The sequence below is a fragment of the Streptomyces sp. NPDC026538 genome, assembly GCF_055567535.1.
The window spans coordinates 1,085,205-1,104,550 of record NZ_JBVHQG010000001.1 but is presented as its reverse complement, the minus strand read 5'-3'; the positions used below and the strand labels follow the sequence as shown (position 1 = coordinate 1,104,550).

At 71.5% G+C, this 19,346-nt stretch carries 16 protein-coding genes and 1 pseudogene; 7 read left to right on the top strand and 10 right to left on the bottom strand.

Annotated elements, in window-relative coordinates; genetic code table 11:
* Positions 1–125: 125 nt before the first annotated feature.
* The 6 genes from ACZ4N4_RS04970 to ACZ4N4_RS04945 all read left to right on the top strand — a co-directional run bounded on the left by ACZ4N4_RS04970 (position 126) and on the right by ACZ4N4_RS04945 (position 7,062).
* Positions 126–599, top strand: a complete 474-nt coding sequence (locus ACZ4N4_RS04970) for an NUDIX hydrolase (RefSeq protein WP_467584458.1) — start codon at positions 126–128, stop codon at positions 597–599.
* Between the two features lie 245 nt (positions 600–844).
* Complete coding sequence (locus ACZ4N4_RS04965) at positions 845–2,623, top strand: TIGR03767 family metallophosphoesterase (RefSeq protein WP_467584457.1); 1,779 nt, start codon at positions 845–847, stop codon at positions 2,621–2,623.
* Between the two features lie 111 nt (positions 2,624–2,734).
* Positions 2,735–3,865 carry a serine hydrolase domain-containing protein gene (locus tag ACZ4N4_RS04960; RefSeq protein ID WP_467584454.1) on the top strand — a complete coding sequence of 377 codons (1,131 nt, stop codon included), beginning with the start codon at positions 2,735–2,737 and terminating at the stop codon, positions 3,863–3,865.
* A gap of 117 nt (positions 3,866–3,982) precedes the next feature.
* Positions 3,983–4,390, top strand: coding sequence for a YciI family protein (locus tag ACZ4N4_RS04955; protein ID WP_360483786.1), 408 nt, complete (start codon positions 3,983–3,985; stop codon positions 4,388–4,390).
* Between the two features lie 8 nt (positions 4,391–4,398).
* Positions 4,399–5,547 (top strand): RNA polymerase sigma factor, encoded by a 1,149-nt coding sequence (locus tag ACZ4N4_RS04950; RefSeq protein WP_467585329.1) that lies wholly within the window; start codon positions 4,399–4,401, stop codon positions 5,545–5,547.
* Between the two features lie 312 nt (positions 5,548–5,859).
* Positions 5,860–7,062 carry a glycosyltransferase gene (locus tag ACZ4N4_RS04945; protein ID WP_453576012.1) on the top strand — a complete coding sequence of 401 codons (1,203 nt, stop codon included), beginning with the start codon at positions 5,860–5,862 and terminating at the stop codon, positions 7,060–7,062.
* 102 nt (positions 7,063–7,164) lie between these two features.
* On the opposite strand, the gene ACZ4N4_RS04940 is transcribed toward ACZ4N4_RS04945, so the two are convergent.
* Positions 7,165–8,214: a hypothetical protein gene (locus ACZ4N4_RS04940; protein ID WP_453575888.1), complete on the bottom strand. Its 1,050-nt coding sequence runs from the start codon at positions 8,212–8,214 to the stop codon at positions 7,165–7,167.
* A 207-nt stretch (positions 8,215–8,421) separates the two neighbouring features.
* Entirely contained in the window at positions 8,422–11,001 is a 2,580-nt protein-coding gene (gene pepN / locus ACZ4N4_RS04935; protein WP_453575890.1) for an aminopeptidase N, read from the bottom strand.
* A gap of 137 nt (positions 11,002–11,138) precedes the next feature.
* Between pepN and ACZ4N4_RS04930 the strand changes: the two genes are divergently transcribed.
* On the top strand, positions 11,139–11,801 hold the full coding sequence (locus tag ACZ4N4_RS04930; RefSeq protein ID WP_450755699.1) for a mycothiol-dependent nitroreductase Rv2466c family protein: 663 nt from the start codon (positions 11,139–11,141) through the stop codon (positions 11,799–11,801).
* Positions 11,802–11,942: 141 nt separating this feature from the next.
* Here ACZ4N4_RS04930 and ACZ4N4_RS04925 read toward each other — a convergent pair whose 3' ends face one another.
* The 8 genes and pseudogenes from ACZ4N4_RS04925 to ACZ4N4_RS04890 form a co-directional block, all read right to left on the bottom strand.
* Positions 11,943–12,590 carry a superoxide dismutase gene (locus ACZ4N4_RS04925; protein ID WP_467584450.1) on the bottom strand — a complete coding sequence of 216 codons (648 nt, stop codon included), beginning with the start codon at positions 12,588–12,590 and terminating at the stop codon, positions 11,943–11,945.
* 134 nt (positions 12,591–12,724) lie between these two features.
* A pseudogene (locus ACZ4N4_RS04920) lies at positions 12,725–12,936 on the bottom strand (amino acid transporter); the annotation flags it as partial.
* Positions 12,937–12,996: 60 nt separating this feature from the next.
* Positions 12,997–13,890 (bottom strand): TauD/TfdA dioxygenase family protein, encoded by an 894-nt coding sequence (locus ACZ4N4_RS04915; protein ID WP_453575895.1) that lies wholly within the window; start codon positions 13,888–13,890, stop codon positions 12,997–12,999.
* 22 nt (positions 13,891–13,912) lie between these two features.
* Positions 13,913–15,247 carry an LLM class flavin-dependent oxidoreductase gene (locus tag ACZ4N4_RS04910; protein ID WP_453575898.1) on the bottom strand — a complete coding sequence of 445 codons (1,335 nt, stop codon included), beginning with the start codon at positions 15,245–15,247 and terminating at the stop codon, positions 13,913–13,915.
* Positions 15,244–15,957 carry an ABC transporter ATP-binding protein gene (locus ACZ4N4_RS04905; protein ID WP_453575901.1) on the bottom strand — a complete coding sequence of 238 codons (714 nt, stop codon included), beginning with the start codon at positions 15,955–15,957 and terminating at the stop codon, positions 15,244–15,246. Before ACZ4N4_RS04905 ends, ACZ4N4_RS04910 begins: the two co-directional genes overlap by 4 nt.
* Positions 15,933–16,775, bottom strand: a complete 843-nt coding sequence (locus tag ACZ4N4_RS04900) for an ABC transporter permease (protein ID WP_467584446.1) — start codon at positions 16,773–16,775, stop codon at positions 15,933–15,935. Before ACZ4N4_RS04900 ends, ACZ4N4_RS04905 begins: the two co-directional genes overlap by 25 nt.
* Positions 16,772–17,839 (bottom strand): ABC transporter substrate-binding protein, encoded by a 1,068-nt coding sequence (locus ACZ4N4_RS04895; protein WP_467584444.1) that lies wholly within the window; start codon positions 17,837–17,839, stop codon positions 16,772–16,774. Before ACZ4N4_RS04895 ends, ACZ4N4_RS04900 begins: the two co-directional genes overlap by 4 nt.
* A 206-nt stretch (positions 17,840–18,045) precedes the next feature.
* Entirely contained in the window at positions 18,046–19,230 is a 1,185-nt protein-coding gene (locus ACZ4N4_RS04890) for an ROK family protein (RefSeq protein WP_453575909.1), read from the bottom strand.
* Positions 19,231–19,346 lie beyond the last annotated feature (116 nt).

Sequence of the window (19,346 nt, the reverse complement as noted above, 5' to 3'; positions counted from 1 at the left end):
GGAACCGCCTTTTGGGAACGTTGACCGAATCGATATGAACGTATGGGGAAAACCCCCTATCTGTGTCCTTGCTGTGCGCGGAAATCCTGTTGGCCGTCGCCGCCCGGCGCCTCTAACGTGCGGATGTGCGCGAGAAGCTGAGGGTGGCGGCCTACGCCGTGTGCGTCCGTGACGGACAGATCCTGCTCGCCCGGTCACCCGCCGACGACGGCACCCCCGAGTGGGTCCTGCCCGGCGGTGGCATGGAGCACGGCGAGGACCCCTACGACACGGTCCGCCGTGAACTCCTGGAGGAGACCGGCTACCACATCGAGGTGACCGGCCTGCTGGGTATCGACTCCTTCCGGCACCGCTTCACCGCCGAGGGCCCGCTGCGCCTCCCCACCGACCACCACGGCGTGCGGATCGTCTACACCGGTGAGATCGCCGGCGGCGAGCTGCGCAACGAGGTGAACGGCTCCACCGACATGGCCGCCTGGCACGACCTCGACGCCGTACCGGGCCTGAGGCGCATCCGGCTGGTCGACGTCGCCCTGCGGCTGTGGCGGGAGCGGCCGGCGGCGGGACGTTTCGCGTCAGAGCATTCGTCGCAGTCGTAAGCGCCAAAGACCCTCCCCTTCCCCGGCAGATGAACGCGGAGTAACCGGCCCCCGGCCGCCCGCAATCCGCTCCATGACCGGTCCCCACCTCACCTGATCCACGTACGGTGATCGGCGTTGCACGTTGCCGCCGCGTTCACGCACAGGCCATCCCCGGTGCCAACGATCCAGAGTGAGCGGGAAGTTCGCGGAAGCGATCGCCCGCGACCACTGTCGGACGCGTTCGCACTCGGGGAGACCGCGCCATGCCGCGCATACGCTCAGTCGCCACCTCCGCGGCCCAGAAGGGCCGCGAGGCACTGGAGATCAACCGTCGTACCGTGCTCGCCGCCGCCGGAGCCGTCTCGCTCTCCGCGGGCGTCGGCTACGCCCTGCGCCCCACCGACAGCCAGGCCGCGCCCGCCGCGGCCGACGAGCCGCAGCCGGTCGCCGAGGGCCGAAAGGCCGCCGCGGCGCCCCTCGCGCCGTACACCAAGGGCACCACCGTCGCCTCCGTCGCCGCGCCCCGCACCGGCTCCGGCTACCGGCGGCTCGGCGACGGCGCCGGGTGGTCGCGCGTGCTCCGCTCCGACCTGGCCGCCGCCAAGTCCGGCCGGGCGAGCCGCCGCACCGCCCTGGCCGCGTTCGTGCAGTTCACCGACCTGCATCTGATGGACGTCCAGCACCCGCTGCGCCTGGAGTACCTGCGCGCCCACGACCCGCACGCCTGGCGCCCCCACGAGGCGCTCACCGTGCCCGGCGCCATCTCCCTCGTCGAGCGCGTGAACGCGCTGCGCGGCGCCCCCGTCACCGGCTCCGCGCTGCACTTCGTGATGACGACCGGCGACAACACCGACAACAACGCCCACTCCGAGCTGGAGTGGTTCATGAAGGTGATGAGCGGCGGCCGGATCACCCCCAACAGCGGTGACCCCAAGCACTACGAGGGTGTGCAGAACAGCGGCCTGAAGCTGTACTGGCAGGCGAGCTCCACCGTCCGCGACGGCGACAAGGCACTCGGCTTCCCGCACCTGGCGGGCTTCCTCGCCGCCGCGATCCGCGAGGTGAACAGCCCCGGTCTCAACCTCCCCTGGTACTCCACCGTCGGCAACCACGACGCGCTGCCGCTCGGCTGCTTCGGCTCCCACGCCGACCCCTACCTGGCGGCGGCCGCCATCGCCGGCAAGAAGCTGATGACGGTGACCGACGCCGAGGCCAGGAAGCTCCAGGACTCCATCCGCAACGCCCGGGACCCCAAGGGCAGCGGCTACCGCGACTTCCTGAAGGCCCACGCCCGGTCGGCGCGCTCGGTCACGGCGGACGAGAAGCGCGCCCCCTACACGGCCTCGGACTACCTCAAGGCCCACCTGGACCCGGCCTACCAGGGCCTCGGTCCGGTCGGCCACGGCTACTCGAGCGCGAACGTGGCCGCGGGCACCCAGTACTACGTCTTCCGTATCTCCGACGACGTCATCGGCATCAGCCTCGACACGACGGACGCCGGCGGCCACTACGACGGATCGATCGGAACGGCCCAGCTGGCCTGGCTGGAGAAGACCCTGAGGGAGAACAAGGACTCCTACGCCGTCGTCTTCAGCCACCACACCAGCCAGACGATGACCAACACCCGCCCCGACCCGGCCCACCCGGGCGACCGCCGCCACTCGGGCGCCGAGCTGGTCACCCTCCTCAACCGGCACGCCAATGTGCTCGCCTGGGTGAACGGCCACATCCACCGCAACCTCATCACCCCGCACAAGGCCTCGAACGGCAACTCCTTCTGGGAGATCACCACCGCCTCGCACGTGGACTACCCGCAGCTGGCCCGGGTCGTGGAGCTGGCGGACAACAAGGACGGCACGGTCTCCCTCTTCACCACCCTGATCGAGTCCGCCGCACCCCACCGCACGGACTTCTCCGACCTCTCCCAGACCGGCCTCGCGGCCCTCTACCGGGAACTGGCCTTCAACGCCCCCGGTTCCAGCAAGGTCCTGGGCGGCAACCCGGCGGACCGGAACACGGAGCTGGTCCTCAAGAAGGGCTGAAACTCACCCAACCGGCCCACAGTCGGGCAACCCGCCCGATCACGGCGGTGTCCCTTCCCCCGACCGAGTGCGACGACGCCTCGACTCGACCGTGACCAACTGGGGAGAGACATGCACGTACGAACGACACTGGTGGCGGCCACGGCACTGGCCCTGTCGGCGGCACTGGTGGCACCGGCGGTGGCGGCACCCGCCGCCGGCCACCAGGCCACCCGCAAGGCGGTGCGGGCCGCGGTCGCGGCCGGCGTGCCCGGGGTGACGGCCACGGCCCGTGACCCGCACGGCACCTGGTCGACGACGGCCGGGGTGGGCGACACCCGGACCGGCGCCCCGCGTTCCGCCTCCGACCACTACCGGGTCGGCAGCCTCACGAAGACCTTCGTCTCCACGGTCCTGCTCCAACTGGAGGCGGAGGGCCGCCTGTCCCTGGACGACACGGTGGACAAGTGGCTGCCCGGAGTGGTCCGCGGCCACGGCAACGACGGCCGCCGCGTCACCGTCCGCCAGCTCCTCGACCACACCAGCGGCATCTTCAACTACACGGCGGACGAGGACTTCGGCCGCGCCTACTTCCTCAAGGACGGCTTCTTCCAGCACCGCTACGACACCCTGACACCCGCCGGACTGGTGGGCATCGCGATGAAGCACAAGCCCGGGTTCGCACCGGGGACGAGCTGGTCCTACTCCAACACGAACTACGTCCTGGCCGGCATGGTGATCAAGGCGGTGACGGGCCACTCGTACGCTCAGGAGATCACGAACCGGGTCATCGAGCCGCTCCACCTGACCGGCACGTCCCTCCCCGGCATCCGCACCACCCTCCCGCGCCCGAGCAGCCGCGCCTACTCGAAACTGACCGACCCGGCCGGCCCCACCTACGACGTCACCACCCTCAACCCCTCGATGGCCTCCTCGGCCGGCGAGATGATCTCCACCTCCGCCGACCTGACCCGCTTCTACGAGGCCCTGCTGCGCGGCCGCCTCCTCCCCGCGCACCAGCTGAAGGAGATGAAGAGCACGGTCCCCGTCCCCGGCGACCCCAACAGCACCTACGGCCTCGGCCTGATCGAGCACACCCTCTCCTGCGGCGTCCACGTCTGGGGCCACGACGGCGGCATCCACGGCTCCACCTCCACGGCGGGCACCACCGCCGACGGCCGGCACGCCCTGGCCGTGAACTTCAACGGCGACTGGACGGGCGACCCGGGCCCGGTCCTGGACGCGGAGTTCTGCGGGAACTGAGCGCCTTCCGCGGGCGCCGGAAAAAAATCCCGCGGCGATGTCGAGAACGCGCGGCCGGCTCCGTCCCAGGGGCGAGCGCGGCCACAATGGGTCGCACGAGCACCGAGGAGAACCACCATGGCCAAGTACCTGCTGCTGAAGCACTACCGAGGCGCCCCGGCATCGGTCAACGACGTGCCCATGGACCAGTGGACGCCCGAGGAGATCTCGGCCCACCTGCAGTACATGAACGACTTCGCGGCGCGGCTGGAGAAGAGCGGCGAGTTCGTCGACAGCCAGGCGCTGGCTCCGGAGGGGACGTTCGTCCAGTACGGCGGTGAGGGGCGTCCGCCGGTCACCGACGGACCGTTCGCGGAGACCAAGGACCTCATCGCCGGCTGGATGATCATCGACGTCGACAGCTACGAGCGCGCCGTCGAGCTGGCGGGGGAGCTGTCGGCCGCCCCCGGGGCCGGGGGCAGGCCGATCCACGAGTGGCTGGAGCTGCGCCCGTTCTACGGCGTGCGGCCCACGATCACGGAATGACCTCCGAGGTGACCGAGGCTCTGCTCCGGAGCCTCACGCCGAGCGTGCTCGGGATCCTGGTCCGCCGCGGAGCCGATTTCGCGGCGGCCGAGGACGCCGTGCAGGACGCGCTCGTCGAGGCGGTCCGGGTCTGGCCCGCCGACCCGCCGCGGGACGCGAAGGGCTGGCTGGTCACCGTGGCCTGGCGCAGGTTCCTCGACGCCACCCGGGCGGACACCGCCCGCCGCCGGCGCGAGGACCTCGTCGACGAGGAACCGGCCCCCGGGCCGGCGCCCGCGGTGGACGACACACTCCAGCTGTACTTCCTGTGCGCCCACCCGTCGCTGACCCCGTCGTCGGCGGTCGCGCTCACACTGCGCGCCGTCGGCGGGCTCACCACCCGGCAGATCGCCCAGGCCTACCTGGTGCCGGAGGCGACGATGGCCCAGCGCATCAGCCGGGCCAAGCGCACCGTCTCCGGCGTGCGCTTCGACCAGCCCGGCGATGTCGCCACCGTGCTGCGCGTCCTCTACCTCGTCTTCAACGAGGGCTACTCGGGCGACGTCGACCTCGCCGCCGAAGCCATCCGGCTCACCCGGCAACTCGCCGCCTCGATCGACCACCCCGAGGTGGCCGGCCTGCTCGCCCTCATGCTGCTCCACCACGCCCGCCGTGCCGCCCGCACCGCGCCCGACGGCAGTCTGGTGCCGCTCGCCGAGCAGGACCGGAGCCGCTGGGACACCCGCCTGATCGCCGAGGGCGTCGTGATCCTCCAGGCGGCCCTCGCCCGCGACCGCCTCGGCGAGTTCCAGGCCCAGGCCGCGATCGCCGCCCTGCACGCGGACGCGCCCACCGCCGGGGAGACCGACTGGGTGCAGATCGTCGAGTGGTACGACGAACTCGCGCGCCTGACCGACAGCCCGGTCGTCCGGCTCAACCGCGCGGTCGCCGTGGGCGAGGCCGACGGACCCCGCGCCGGCCTCGCCGCGCTCGCGGTGCTCGACGCCGCCCTGCCCCGGCACACCGCGGTCGCCGCCTACCTCCACGAGCGCGACGGCGACCTGCCGACCGCGGCCCGGCTGTACGCCGAGGCGGCCCGGAAGGCGACCCACCTCGCCGAACGCGACCACCTGACCCGTCAGGCCGCCCGGCTCAACGCCCACCGCGGCCGTCACTGACACCGTCGTACGTTCGGGTGGCGCGCTTGCCGATTTTTTTGCCGTCGCCCGGGTCGGTCCCGTGCCTCCCACCGCCCCGACAAGGTCCCGTAAAACCGCAGGTCAGAGGGGTGGCGACGCGGGGCGTCGGACGATGCCGGGAGTGACGGTCCCGGTACCCGCCGTGTAAATGAATCGGACTCCGATACGAGACATACCGTTCATCCGAATGAAACGTCCGTACCGCCTCATATCGGCTAACCCGCGGTTCCCGGGGATGGCTCGATATGGTGCAAGGTTGGTGATCGTGTGGGCGCTCGGCTCGGACTTCGTGTGCTCTCGGTCTACGAGGGTTTTTTCTCCGGGGGAGCCCGGATCGTGCACAGTGATGTGCTGCTGGGCCTCGTCGAGGGCGGTCAGCAGTGGCATCGCGTGTTGAGTCTGCACGGTGAGGTCCACCGGGAAGCCACCACGCAACGGATGGAGGACGATGCCTGCTACCGCGCGCTCACCGCCGGCGGCATCGACGTCACCTCCCTCGGCCGTACCGCGGGCCTCGTCGACGGCACCGTCGCGGCGTCGGTTTTCAGCGGGCCCGAGCTGGCCGATACCGCGCGGGCGATGGCCGGCGCGGACGTCATCCTCTCCCTGAAGGAGCAGCCGCTCGCGCTCCTCAACCAGGCCGGGCTGCCCCGTCGCCCCGTCGTCGTCTGCCTGCACCGGTCCGACCCGGAGAACCAGGGCCCGGCGCTGGACGAGCTGAAGGCCGCCATCGCGGACGGCACGGTGGTCGCCTGCGTGTGCTGCGCCGAGTCGACGCGGGACGCGTACCAGGCCGCCGGCATCCCCGGTGAGCTGCTGCACGTCATCCCGAACGGGGTCGACCTGCTCCGCTTCCGCCCGGACGCCGCGGTGCGCCTCGCCTTCCGCGAGTCCGCCGGGATCCCGGCCACCGCTCCCGTCGTCGTCTTCGCCGCCCGGTACGCGGGCATGAAGAACGTGCCGCTCTTCCTGCGGGCGGCCCGGGCGTGGCTGGCCCGTGAGGGCGGTGGTCACGTGGTCATGTGCGGAGCCGGGATGACCGAGGACAACCCCGCGCTCTGGGCCGACATGGAGATCGCCTTCGGCGCCGACCGGGCCGCCCTCGGCGACCGCGTGCACCTGTTGGGCGTGCGGCACGACATGGAGGCCGTCTACGCCGGCTCCGACGTCGTCGCCCTCACCTCCGTCTCCGGCGAGGCGGCACCGCTCTGCCTGATCGAGGGCATGATGTGCGGCGCCGTACCGGTGACGACCGACGTCGGCGACAGCGCGTCGATCGTGGCGGGGCACGGTCTCGTGACGCCCTTCGACCCCGACGCCATCGCCTTCGCGTGGTCGGCGGCGGTGGCCGAGCGGGACGCGTTCGCACCGGCGCTGCTGGCGAGCCGCGAGCGGTTCAGCCGTACCCGGATGATCGCCGCGTACGCCGACCTGCTCGACCGCGTCGTCGGCGACGTGCGCGACGAACTGCGCCCAGGCGTCAGCGGGCAGTAGGAGAGCGCGCCGGTTGGGGGGCCGCCGCGACGTGAGGAGGGGCCGCCGGTCCCCCTCCGACCGGCGGCCCCTCCTCTCCCCTCCTGGCGGCGACCCCCCTCGCTACCGGGGCAGCACCACGACATGCGCGGCCGGGTCCCGGTCGTCGGCCGCCATCAGTGCCGTACGGACCACCGCCGCCTGCTGCTCCATCGCGTCGCGGAGCTTCTTCGGGGTGAGGTGGACGACGGTGATGCCCAGCCGCTCCAGGTGCTCGCGCTTGCAGGCGTATTCGGACCACAGGGCGTCCTCCTCCTGCCGATCGCTCTGGCGCGGGGCGCGGGTGTCCAGTTCGAGCGCCACCGCCTGCTCGGGCCAGTAGGCGTCCAGACCGCCCAGGTGCGGGCCGCCGGGCAGACGCAGGTCCACGTTCCACACCGGGTCGGGCAGGCCGTACTCGTGGACCATCCGGTAGAGGCGGTCCTCGGCGATGGCCCGGCCCTCGGCGACCAGCGAGTCGACGGCGTCCACCACATGCGGTCGGGACAGCAGCTTCGCCTCGTTCAACGCCCTTACCACCGCGGCCGGTTCGCAGTGGTGGCCGCGGACCGCCTCCGTCAGCAGCCGTCGTACCGCCTCCCCGTCGGTCAGGTCCGCCACCGCGTCCGCGAGGGCGCGGGGGACCGGGGCGACGGGCAGGCCGGTCACCGGCTCGGGGGTCGGCAGGGCCGAGGTGCGGAGCACCCGGACGTAGGAGGTGGAGCGGATCCGGCGCAGGCGCGGGACCAGCACGTCCACGTGGTCCAGGGAGAGGAGCGGCGGGGTGGCGGAGAAGCCGTGGAGGGTCAGCGCCGCCAGACCCGTGATCATCGCCTCCGGGTAGACCGTGCGGTGCGGGGCGTCGGCGCCCGGCTGGACCGGGACGCCGGGGGCCGGCTCACGGGCGGCGAACAGCAGCGCTCCGTGCAGGCGTTCCTCGCTGGTCGGCGGGCCGGGGTGGAGCAGGATCACCCCGGGGAGCAGCTGCTGCCAGGGGCCGTCCGCCCGGCACTGCTCGGCGATCTCGGTGGCCGGGACGCCGTGGGAACGGAGCTGAGCCGTCGTCAGCACCCGGCGGTGGACGTCGGAGAGGTGGCGGAGGGGGCGGGGGGAGAGCGGGGTGTTGTGGGTCATGGACCGGAGATTCCCTTGTCCGGTCTGACCCTTAACCGCTGTTACGTTCCTGTTGAAGAATGCGGACAAGACGGTGCTAAAGGTCAGGTGTTCGAGTGCCGAGTAGGAGACGAAAACCCCTGGTCCGATCGGGTGCGGACCAGGGGTTACGGTCATGATTGACTGAATTCCGTAACGGTCACGCGGCGGGAAACCCAAGGCCAAAGGTCAGCCGGTCACGGCCCGCGCGTCGCACTCCTGTCCGTGCAGCGTCCGGGCCAGGTCGTCGCGGGCCTCCAGGACCAGCCGGCGCAGCGCGGGCGGCGCGTCCGCGTGCGCCGTCAGCCAGGCGTCCGTCGCCTCCAGCGTCTCCGGACGGTCCTGGAGCGAGGGGTACAGACCCCGGACCACGTCCATGCCGATCTGGATCGAACGGTCCTCCCAGATCCGCGCGATGACCTCGAAGTACTTCTCCGCGTAGGGCGCCAGCAGGTCCCGCTGCGACGACTGGGCGAAGCCCGCGATCGTCGCCTCCACCAGCGCGTTGGACAGCGCCTCCGACTCCACGACCTGCGCCCAGGCCTGCGCCTTCACGGCCGCCGAGGGCCGGGCGGCCAGGCAGCGCACCTGGTGGCGCTTGCCGGACGCGGTGTCGTCGCGGGTCAGTTCGGCCGCCAGCGCGGAGTCGTCGGCCACGCCGTGCGCGGCGAGGGGTTCGAGGAACGCCCAGCGCAGCTCCTGGTCGACGTCCAGGCCGTCGATCGTGGCGGTGCCCGACAGCAGCTCCTGGAGCAGCTGGAAGTCGGCCCCGTCCGCCGCCGTCGACGCGAAGAACCGCGCCCAGGCCAGCTGGTGCTCGCTGCCCGGCTCGGCCTGCCGCAGCTCCCGCAGGGCACCCTCCGCGAGCCGCCGCCCGGCGGTCTCCCGCCACTCGGGCGCCACGTAGTTCACCAGCGCCGAGTTCGCCCACGCGTGCAGCATCTGCAGCACCCCGATGTCCGACTCGCGGCTCGCGAACCGCAGCACCAGGTCGACGAAGTCCCGGGCCGGCAGCAGCGCGTCCCGGGTCAGGTTCCACAGCGCCGACCAGCACAGGGCGCGGGCGAGCGGGTCGGTCAGGGCGCCCAGGTGGTCCCTGAGCGTCGCCAGCGAGGTGTCGTCGAAGCGGATCTTGCAGTAGGTGAGGTCGTCGTCGTTGACCAGGACCAGCTCCGGGGCCTCGGCGCCGGCCAGGTCGGCGATCACCGTGCGCGGGCCGTCGACGTCGGTCTCCGCGCGCGCGTACCGCTCCAGCGTGCCCTCGGCCGTGCGGCGGTAGAGGCCGATCGCGACCCGGTGCGGGCGCAGCTCGGGATGGGACTCGGCGGCCTCCTGGATGACCGCCAGCTCGGCCACCCTGCCGTCCCCGTCCAGCAGCACCTGTGGGGTCAGCGCGTTCACCCCCGCCGTCTGCAGCCACTTCCCGGCCCAGGCGCTCATGTCCCGGCCGCTGGTCTCCTCGAGGACCGACAGCAGGTCACCGAGGCGGGTGTTGCCGTACGCGTTGCGCTTGAAGTAGCGGCGGGCGCCCTCCAGGAAGGCGTCCTGGCCGACGTAGGCCACCAGCTGCTTGAGGACGGAGGCGCCCTTGGCGTAGGTGATGCCGTCGAAGTTGAGCTTGGCGTCCTGCAGGTCGCGGATGTCGGCGGTGATCGGGTGCGTGGACGGCAGCTGGTCGGCGCGGTAGGCCCAGGCCTTGCGGCGGTTGGCGAAGGTGGTCCAGGCGTTGGTGAAACGGGTCGCGTTGACGTTCGCGAAGGTGCCCATGAAGTCCGCGAAGGACTCCTTCAGCCACAGGTCGTCCCACCACACCATGGTGACCAGGTCGCCGAACCACATGTGCGCCATCTCGTGCAGGATGACGTTGGCGCGCGCCTCGTAGGACGCCTGGGTCACCTTGCCCCGGAAGATGTACTCCTCCCGGAACGTCACCAGACCCGGGTTCTCCATCGCGCCGAGGTTGTACTCGGGCACGAACGCCTGGTCGTACTTCCCGAACGGGTACGGGTAGTCGAAGTGGTCGTGGAAGAAGTCCAGGCCCTGCTTGGTGACGAGGAAGACGTCGTCCGCGTCGAAGTAGGGGGCCAGACCCTTGCGGCACATCGCGCCGAGCGGGATCTCCAGCGTCGTCCCGTCGGGGAGCGTGCGCGCGTACGCGTCCGTCACGTAGTGGTACGGACCCGCCACCACGCACGTGATGTACGTCGAGATCGGCTTCGTCTCCGCGAACCGCCACACCCCGTCGGCGAGTTCACCGGCCCCGTTGCTCCACACCGTCCACTCCTCGGGCGCCCGCACCTCGAAGCGGAACGGCGCCTTGAGGTCCGGCTGCTCGAAGTTGGCGAAGACCCGGCGGGAGTCGGCCGGCTCGTACTGCGTGTAGAGGTAGACCTCGCCGTCCTCGGGGTCGACGAAGCGGTGCAGGCCCTCGCCGGTGCGGGAGTAGGCGCACCGGGCGTCCACCACCAGCTCGTTCTCCGCGGCCAGGTCCTCCAGGAGGATCCGGGTGCCGTCGAAGACCTCGCCCGGGTCCAGGTCCTTGCCGTTCAGTGTCACCGCGGTCACGCCCGGTGCGATCAGGTCGGCGAAGCTCGCCGCGCCCGGCTCGTTGCAGCGGAAGCGGATCGTGGTCACCGAGCGGAAGGTGCGCGGTTCGCCCTGGCCCTCGCCGACGGCCGACCGCACGTCCAGCGACACGTCGTAGCCGTCCACCGACAGCAGGGCGGCCCGCTCGCGGGCCTCGTCGCGGGACAGATTCTCACCGGGCACGGGCGGCACTCCCTCATGGTTGTCGGTACGCCGGAACAGCACCGATCCTCCCATGCGCACCTGACCGCGGGCACCCGGGAATGGGGTGGCCGGTGTCGGTGTTGCGGCTGGAAAAGGACCGTATTCCGAGGAGAACCATGTCCGAGAGCGTGACGAGTTCCGGCAAGACCCCCGTCGACTTCTGGTTCGACCCGCTGTGTCCCTGGGCCTGGATGACCTCCCGGTGGGTCCTGGAAGTGGAGAAGGTCCGCGACATCGAGGTCCGCTGGCACATCATGAGCCTCGCGGTGCTCAACGAGCCCAGGCTCGACGAGCTGCCCGAGGAGTACCGCGAGCTGCTGGAGACCAAGGCGTGGAAGCCGATCCGCGTGGTCACCGCGGCCTGGCAGAAGCACGGCGCCGACGTCCTCGGCCCGCTGTACACCGCGCTCGGCACCCGTATCCACAACAACGGCGAGGGCCCGACCGTGGAGGCCGTCGCGGGCGCGCTCGCGGACGTCGGTCTGCCGGCCGACCTGATCGACTACGCCGAGCAGGAGGACTTCGAGTTCGACGCGGAGCTGCGCGCCTCCCACAAGGAGGGCATCGACAAGGTCGGCCAGGACGTCGGCACCCCGGTCATCGCGGTCCCCGGCCCGGACGGCGAGCAGATCGCCTTCTTCGGCCCGGTCGTCACCCCCGCCCCCAAGGGCGAGGAGGCGGCCCGCCTGTGGGACGGCACCCTCGCGGTCGCCTCCGTCCCCGGCTTCTACGAGATCAAGCGGACCCGCACCAAGGGCCCCGACTTCAGCAACCTGTAGACCCGATCAGGTCGCGGGCGCACGCCCTGACGAACCCCTACGGGAAGGCCCCCGCGAGTCACGTCCTCGCGGGGGCCTTCTTTTTCCGCCCGCCCCCGTGAGCGGTGAGAAGACGATCACGAGGCAGGGCGTATCGGTGGCTCAGGGAGCCGGCAGCAGCACATCCGCGCGGGACTTCGCCGCCTCGTGACGGCGGGCCACGTCCTGCCAGTTGACTACGGCCCACATGGCGTCGATGAAGTCGACCTTCTGGTTCCGGTACTGGAGGTAGAAGGCGTGCTCCCAGGCGTCGAAGACCAGGATCGGGGTGGAGCCCTGGCCGACGTTGCCCTGGTGGTCGTAGACCTGCTCGACGATCAGCCGGCCGCTGAGCGGCTCGAGGGCGAGGACGCCCCAGCCGGAGCCCTGGGTGGTGGCGGCGGCCTTGGTGAGCTGGGCCTTGAAGCCGGCGAAGGAGCCGAAGGACTCGGCGATCGCGTCGGCCAGTTCGCCCACGCCGTCGGCGGCCAGCGGCTCGCCGCCGCCGTCCTTCGGTCCGGTCATGTTCTGCCAGTAGATGCTGTGCAGGATGTGGCCGGACAGGTGGAACGCCAGGTTCTTCTCCAGGCCGTTGACCGAGCCCCAGCTGTCCTTGTCCCGTGCCTCCGCGAGCTGCTCCAGCGTGTCGTTGGCGCCCTTGACGTAGGCGGCGTGGTGCTTGTCGTGGTGCAGCTCGATGATCTCGGGGCTGATCACGGGCGCGAGCGCGGAGTAGTCGTAGGGCAGTTCAGGGAGCGTGTAGACGGGCATGGGCGTGAGTCCCCTCCGGACCTCTTGTTGCAAATAACTTGCAACTACACGTTAGCAACAAGAAGCCGGGCGCGGGCAACAGACAAGGCCCCCACGTGTCGTCACGTGAGGGCCTCGGGGGAGGGAACGGGGCGTCAGGCGCCGGCGCGCCGCCGCTGCCGGACGTAGCCCAGCGCCGCGAGCACCGCGGCCATCCCGCCCGTGTAGTACAGCTGCACCCGGGTGTCCGCCTCACGGGCCACCAGGACGAAGACCGCCGTCATGCCGGCCGGCGCGCCGGCCACGTCAGACACGGGAACGCCCACATCCGGACGACCGGCCGCCGCGCGGTCTCCCGCGCCAGGCGGCCGCTCCACTGGCGGGGAGCGGCCGCCCACCATCCGGACGACCCGCTAACGCACCGCGGTCACGCGGCCACGGTCGTGTAGTGCGAGGCGTCGCCCGCGATCGAGTAGCTCTCCTTGCCCTCGGTGCCCACCGGGACGTCACCGGCGAGGGTCACCCGGTGCAGCCGGCGCGGCAGGCCGTCGTAGTTGTCGATGGCGTAGTGCTGGGTGATCCGGTTGTCGAAGATCACCAGCTGGTTCGGCGACCAGCGGTGGCGCAGGATGTTCTCCGGCCGGGTGACGTACGCCTGGAGCAGGTCGAGGATCTTGCGGGACTCGGACGGCGAGAGGCCCGCGATCCGCTGCGCGAAGCCGCCGATGAACAGGCCGCGTTCGCCGGTCAGCGGGTGGACGCGGACCACCGGGTGGACCGTGCGGTAGGTGATCGAGGTGAACTGGGCGCGCTGGGCGGCCTGTTCCTCGTCGATCTCCTCGTCGGGTACGGCGTAGTCGTAGTCGTTGGTGTGCTCCGCCCACAGGGTGTCCGCCAGCCGGCGCAGGGGCTCGGGGAGCTGGCGGTAGGCGGCGGCCGAGCTGGCGATCAGGGTCTCGCCGCCGTACGGCGGGACGGTGACCGAGCGCAGGGTGGTGGCCTGCGGCGGGTTGAGGACGAAGGTCACGTCCGTGTGCCAGTGGTTGGCGGCCCGGCCGCGCTCGCTGTCGACCGGGAGGACGTTCGGGACGCCGGCGATCGAGGAGACCGTCGGATGGGCGGTGGTGACCTCGCCGAAGTGCCGGACGAAGGCCTGCTGGGTGTCGTCGTCGAGGTTCACGTCGTCGAAGACGAGCGCCTTGTGCGTGCTGAGGGCCTCGCGGATCGCGGCGGCGGTCTCGGCGCCGAGCGGCCGGGAGATGTCGACACCGGAGATCCGGGCGCCGATGTTCGCGGTGATCTTGGTGATCTCGAGGGACATCGCGGTTCCTTTCGGATGAGCTTCAGACGAGCACGGGACCGACGTACTGGTTGGCGGGGCGGGGGAGGCCGTAGCGCTCCCGCAGGGTCCGGCGGGGGCCGTACTCCCTGCGCAGCAGGCCGCGGGCGCGCAGGATCGGTACGACGTGGTCGACGAAGGCCTCCAGGCCGGAGGGCAGCACCGGCGGCATGATGTTGAAGCCGTCGGCGGCGCCCTGGGTGAACCAGGTCTCGATCGCGTCGGCGATCTGCTCGGGTGTCCCGGCGAAGGTCAGATGGCCGCGGCCGCCGCCGAGCCGGCCGATCAGCTGCCGTACGGTGAGCCGCTCGCGGCGGGCCAGCTCGACGACGAGCGTGTAGCGGCTCTTGGCCCCTTCGACGGCGTCCTCGGACGGCAGGTCGGCCGGCAGCCGCGCGTCCAGCTCCAGGGTGCCGGGGGCCAGTTGCAGGAGCCGCTCCAGGCGGTCGACACCGTGCCGGTGCACGATGTGGTCCTCCAGGAGCCGCTCGTTGGCCTGAGCCTCTGCCTCCGTCGAGCCGATCACCGGGACGATGCCCGGCAGCACCTTGATGTGGTCCGGGTCCCGGCCGGCCGCGGCCGTGCGGGCCTTGAGGTCGGCGTAGAAGGCGCGGGCGTCCTCGATGGTCTGCTGCGCGGTGAACACCGCCTCCGCGTACCGGGCCGCGAACGCCTTGCCGTCCTCGCTGGACCCCGCCTGCACCAGCAGCGGGTAACCCTGCGGGGAGCGCGGCACGTTGAGGGCGCCCTCGACGCTGAAGTACGGCCCCTGGTGGCGGGGCGGGTGGATCTTCGCGTCGTCGCCCCAGACGCCGGCCGCCTTGTCGGCGACGATCGCGTCGTCCTCCCAGCTGTCCCAGAGCTTGAGCGCCACGTCGAGGAAGTCGGCGGCCCGGGCGTACCGCTCGGCGTGCGCGGGCTCCGCGTCCAGACCGAAGTTGCGGGCCGCCTCCGCCCCCGCCGTGGTGACGATGTTCCAGCCCGCCCGGCCGCCGCTGACGATGTCGAGGGAGGCGAACCTGCGGGCCAGGTTGTAGGGCGAGTTGTAGGAGGTGGAGGCGGTGGCGATCAGGCCGATGTGCTCGGTGGCGGTCGCCAACGCGGTCAGCAGGGTGAGGGGTTCCAGCGCCCCGGAGGGCCGCTGCTCGACACTGCCCCACAGGTGCGGGCCGTCGGCGAGGAACAGTGAGTCGAAGGTGCCGCGCTCGGCGGTCCTGGCCAGCCGGACGTAGTGCGCGAGGTCGGTGTGGGCGTAGGGGTCGCTCTCCGGGAGGCGCCAGGAGGCCTCGTGGTGGCCGGTGTTCATCAGGAAGGCGTTGAGGTGGAGCGGGCGGGTCATGCGGGGTCCTCCGTGACACCGAGGGCGGTGAGCAGCTGTTTCCGGTAGAGGGCGCTCGGCCGGCCGCGGTCGACGGTCAGGTCGAGGCCGATCCGGCCGTTCTCCAGGACCAGGACGCGGTCGGCGAGGACGATCGCCTCGTCGACGTCGTGGGTGACGAGCAGCACGGACGGCCGGTGCCGCTGCCACAGCTCGCGCAGCAGGTGGTGCATCTTGATGCGGGTGAGCGCGTCGAGCGCGCCGAACGGCTCGTCGGCGAGGAGCAGTTCGGGCTCGCGGACCAGGGAGCGGGCGAGCGCGGCGCGCTGCGCCTCGCCGCCGGACAGCTCGCCCGGCCAGGCCCGCTCCCGGCCGCCGAGGCCGACCTCTGCGAGCGCGGAGCGGCCCTTCGCGTCGGCGTCCTTGCCGTCCAGTCCCAGCACCACGTTGTCCAGCACCCGGCGCCAGGGCAGCAGCCGGGAGTCCTGGAAGACCACCGACACCCGTTCCGGAGCGGTGAGTTCACCGCTCCCCGCGACCCCGTGGTCGAGTCCGGCGACCGCCCGCAGCAGGGTGCTCTTGCCGGAGCCGCTGTGTCCGAGCAGGGCGGTGAACTGCCCGGCGGGCAGGTCGAGGTCGATGTCGTCGAGGACCGTGCGGCCCCCGAACGACCTCGTCAGCCCCCGGAGCCGAACGGCGGGGCGGGTCAGCTGCTCAGTGTGCGGCGCCATGACAGCACCCTCCGTTCGATGCCACGGACCACGGTGTCGGAGACGAGGCCGAAGACGCCGTAGATCAGCAGGCCGACCAGGATGATGTCGCTGCGGCCGTAGTTCTGGGCCTGGAACATCATGTAGCCGAGGCCGCTGGTGGCGTTGATCTGCTCCAGGACGACCAGACCGAGCCAGGATCCGGTGACACCGAGCCGGAGTCCCACGAAGAATCCGGGCAGCGCGCCGGGGATCACGATCTGCCGGATGAACTGGAGCTTCGACAGGTCCAGGACCTCGGCGAGTTCGACGTACCGGCTGTCGATGGCGGACAGCGCGGCATGCGTGTTCAGGTAGACCGGGATGTACACGACGATCGCGATGATGGCGATCTTGAAGGTCTCGCCGATGCCCAGCCAGAGGATGAACAGCGGGATCAGACCGAGGGTGGGGATGGCCCGGTTGATCTGCACGGTCCCGTCGATCAGCGCCTCCCCGGTCCGGGTGAGCCCGGCGGCCAGGGCCAGCAGCACCCCGGCGGTCAGCCCGATCGCGAAGCCGTACCCGGCCCGCTCCACGGAGGTCAGGATGTCGGTGCGCAGCGTCCCCCCGGTCCACAGGTGGTACGCCGTGTCCAGGACCGTCCAGGGCGCCGGGATCGCGCCCGGGTCGAGCTGCCCGGCGGCGGACGCGATCGCCCAGGCGGCGAGGAAGACCAGGGGCCCGGCCAGCCGGGCGGCGGGCAGCCGGCGACCGGGGGAGAGGCGGCGGCGCGGGCGGACCCGGCGGGCCTCCTCCTCGACGGGAACCGGCACGGTGCCGGTGGCCACGGCGGTCATTTCCGGTACTCCGCCGGTACGGCCTTCGCGGCGAGGGACTCGAAGCGGTGGTCGAAGAGCGAGGAGACGTCGGTCTTCTTCACGAAGCCGCCCGCCGCCAGCAGATCGGCGGTCTCCTGCTCCCACTTGATCGCCTCGTCCCAGCTCGGCGGGAACAACGGCTTGTTGGCCAGCTTCGTGATGCCCCGGGCCTGGGCGAGGGTCAGGTTCTGGGTCTTCACGTAGAACTCCTCGTTCCAGGTGTCCGGGTTCTCCCACTGCCAGACCAGGCCCTTGGCCCACTGCGGGATGTACGCGGCGACCGCGGCCGCCTTGGCCCTGTCGTTCAGCACCGCCTGCGGCGCCCACAGCAGGTTGAGCAGGTCGACGACGTCGGTGGCGATCGTGTGGGCGCCCTTCGCGCCGTACTGCTGGATATAGGCCGGCGCCTGGGTGTTGGAGAGCGGGGCCACGTCCACCTGGCCGGACTGCAGGGCCGTGAAGAACTGGTTGCTGGTCAGCGGGACCAGCCGCACGTCGTCGTAGGCGAGCCCGGCCTCCTTCAGCGCCCGCAGCAGCACGACCCCCTGGGCCTGCCCCTGCGAGAAGGCGAGCTTCTTGCCCTTGAAATCGGCGACCGTGCGGATGTCGCTGCCGGGCTTCGTGGCGAACAGATAGTTGGGTTTGCGGGTGATGTTGATCGCCACGATCTTCGCCGCGAAACCCTGGAACTGCGCCTGGATCGGTGGAATCCCCGCGTTGTTCGCGAGGTCGAGGGACTTGGCACGGAACGCGTTGATGACATCGGGACCGGCCCCGATGTTCAGCCAGCTCGACACCGTGAACGGCAGCTCGGGCAGTTTCGCCAGCTTGAACTGCAATTGCTGGGTGTTCAGATAGGAGGCGATCTTCAGGCTGGTGCCGGCCGGGACCTTGGCGGCCAGCGGAGCGGTCGAGGCGCCCGCCGTCTCGGCGGCGGCCGAGCCGCCCGCGCAGCCGCTGAGCCCGGCCACGGCCGCCGAGGCGCCGAGCAGCGAGGAGAGGAAGAGCCGGCGGTCGATGCCGGAGGGGGACGCAGAAGGCATGGGAGGGCTCCCGGGAGAAAAGCAGCTGAGAAGCAGCGGAAAGGCAGGGAGAATTCCCGGCGACAGAAGGCCGGAAAGAGAGATCTCACGCAGCGGGAAATGCGCGCTCGGAGCGCGTCAAGACGTCAGCAACAGAGGGTGCGACAGGTCATGAGAAGGATGTTCCTTGTCGTGGACGACGGCTGTCAACATTCCGAGTTTCTGAATTAAATAAGCCGTGGTGACGCGTTCAACGGGTCCCGGTACAGCACGTCGAGGACCACCGAACCGCCCGCCACCGCCAGCACGGAGTCCCCGAAACTGGTCGGCGCGACCACGGCCGCCCGCTCCGGTCCGACCGCCTCCCGCAGCGCGGCCAGGCAGTCCTCGCGGTTCAGTACGCCCACCTCGGTGACCACCACGCTCTCCGGGTTGAGCACGTCGAGCAGCAGCCCCGCCGCCCGCCCGGTCAGCCGCGCCCGCTCCACCAGCAGCCGCGCCGCCACCGGGTCACCGGCGCCGGCCGCGGCGAGGACGTCCATCGGATTGACACCGTCGACGACCCCGGCCGCCCGGGCCCGGCGCACCAGGGTCCGCTCGCTCAGCTCCACCTGCAGGCAGCCGGTGCGCCCGCAGCCGCACGGCTCGGTGCCGCCCGGCACCGGGAGATGGGCGATCGTGCCCGCCTGCGAGCGCGGGCCGTGGTGCACCTCGTCGCCGGTGGCGAAGGCCGCGTCGACCACGTTCCCGACGAACAGATGCAGCACGCTCCGGCTGCCCCGGGCCCGCCCGAAGAGCCGCTCCCCGTTGACCAACGCCCGGGCGTGCCCGTCCACATGGACCGGCAGCCCGGTGTGCGCGCCGAGCAGCTCCCGCACCGGCACCTCGCGCCAGCCCAGCAGCGGGTGCTCGACGACGGTCCCGGAGTCCCGGTCCACCCAGCCGCCGACCGCGACCCCGACGCCCAGCGGCCGGCTGCCCGGCACCCCGTCGAGCAGCGCGGCCAATCCGGCGGCGGCCCGCTCCAGCACCCCGCGCGGCTCGGTGTCCCGGTGCTTCAACTCCCGCCGTACGAGCACCCGTCCGCGCAGGTCGAGCAGGGCGACCGTGGTGTACGGCACGGCCACGTGCACCCCGCCGACCACGAACCGCGAGTCGTCCAGGTCGACGGGGACATGCGGTCTGCCCACACCGCCGGCCCGGCGCGGCGCCTGCGCCTCCCGGATCAGGCCGAGTTCGGTGAACCGGGCGCAGTAGTCGGTGACGGAGGCCGGGGAGAGCCCGGTCAGCCGGGCGATGGTGGAGCGGGCCACCGGTCCGTGCTCCAGCACCGACCGCAGGACCACGCTGGCGCTGGCCCGCCGCCGGTCGCCGGGGGGAGAGATGAGCGGGGGTGCCGCGGTACGGGGCATGGGAACCGTCCTCGGGAACGGGGGCCGACACGTCTCGGAGAGTGAGGCGCGCCGGGTCCGGTCCCTGCCACGCGGCCTCAGACCGGGCGGCGACAGGTGGCAGCCCCTTGCCGTCG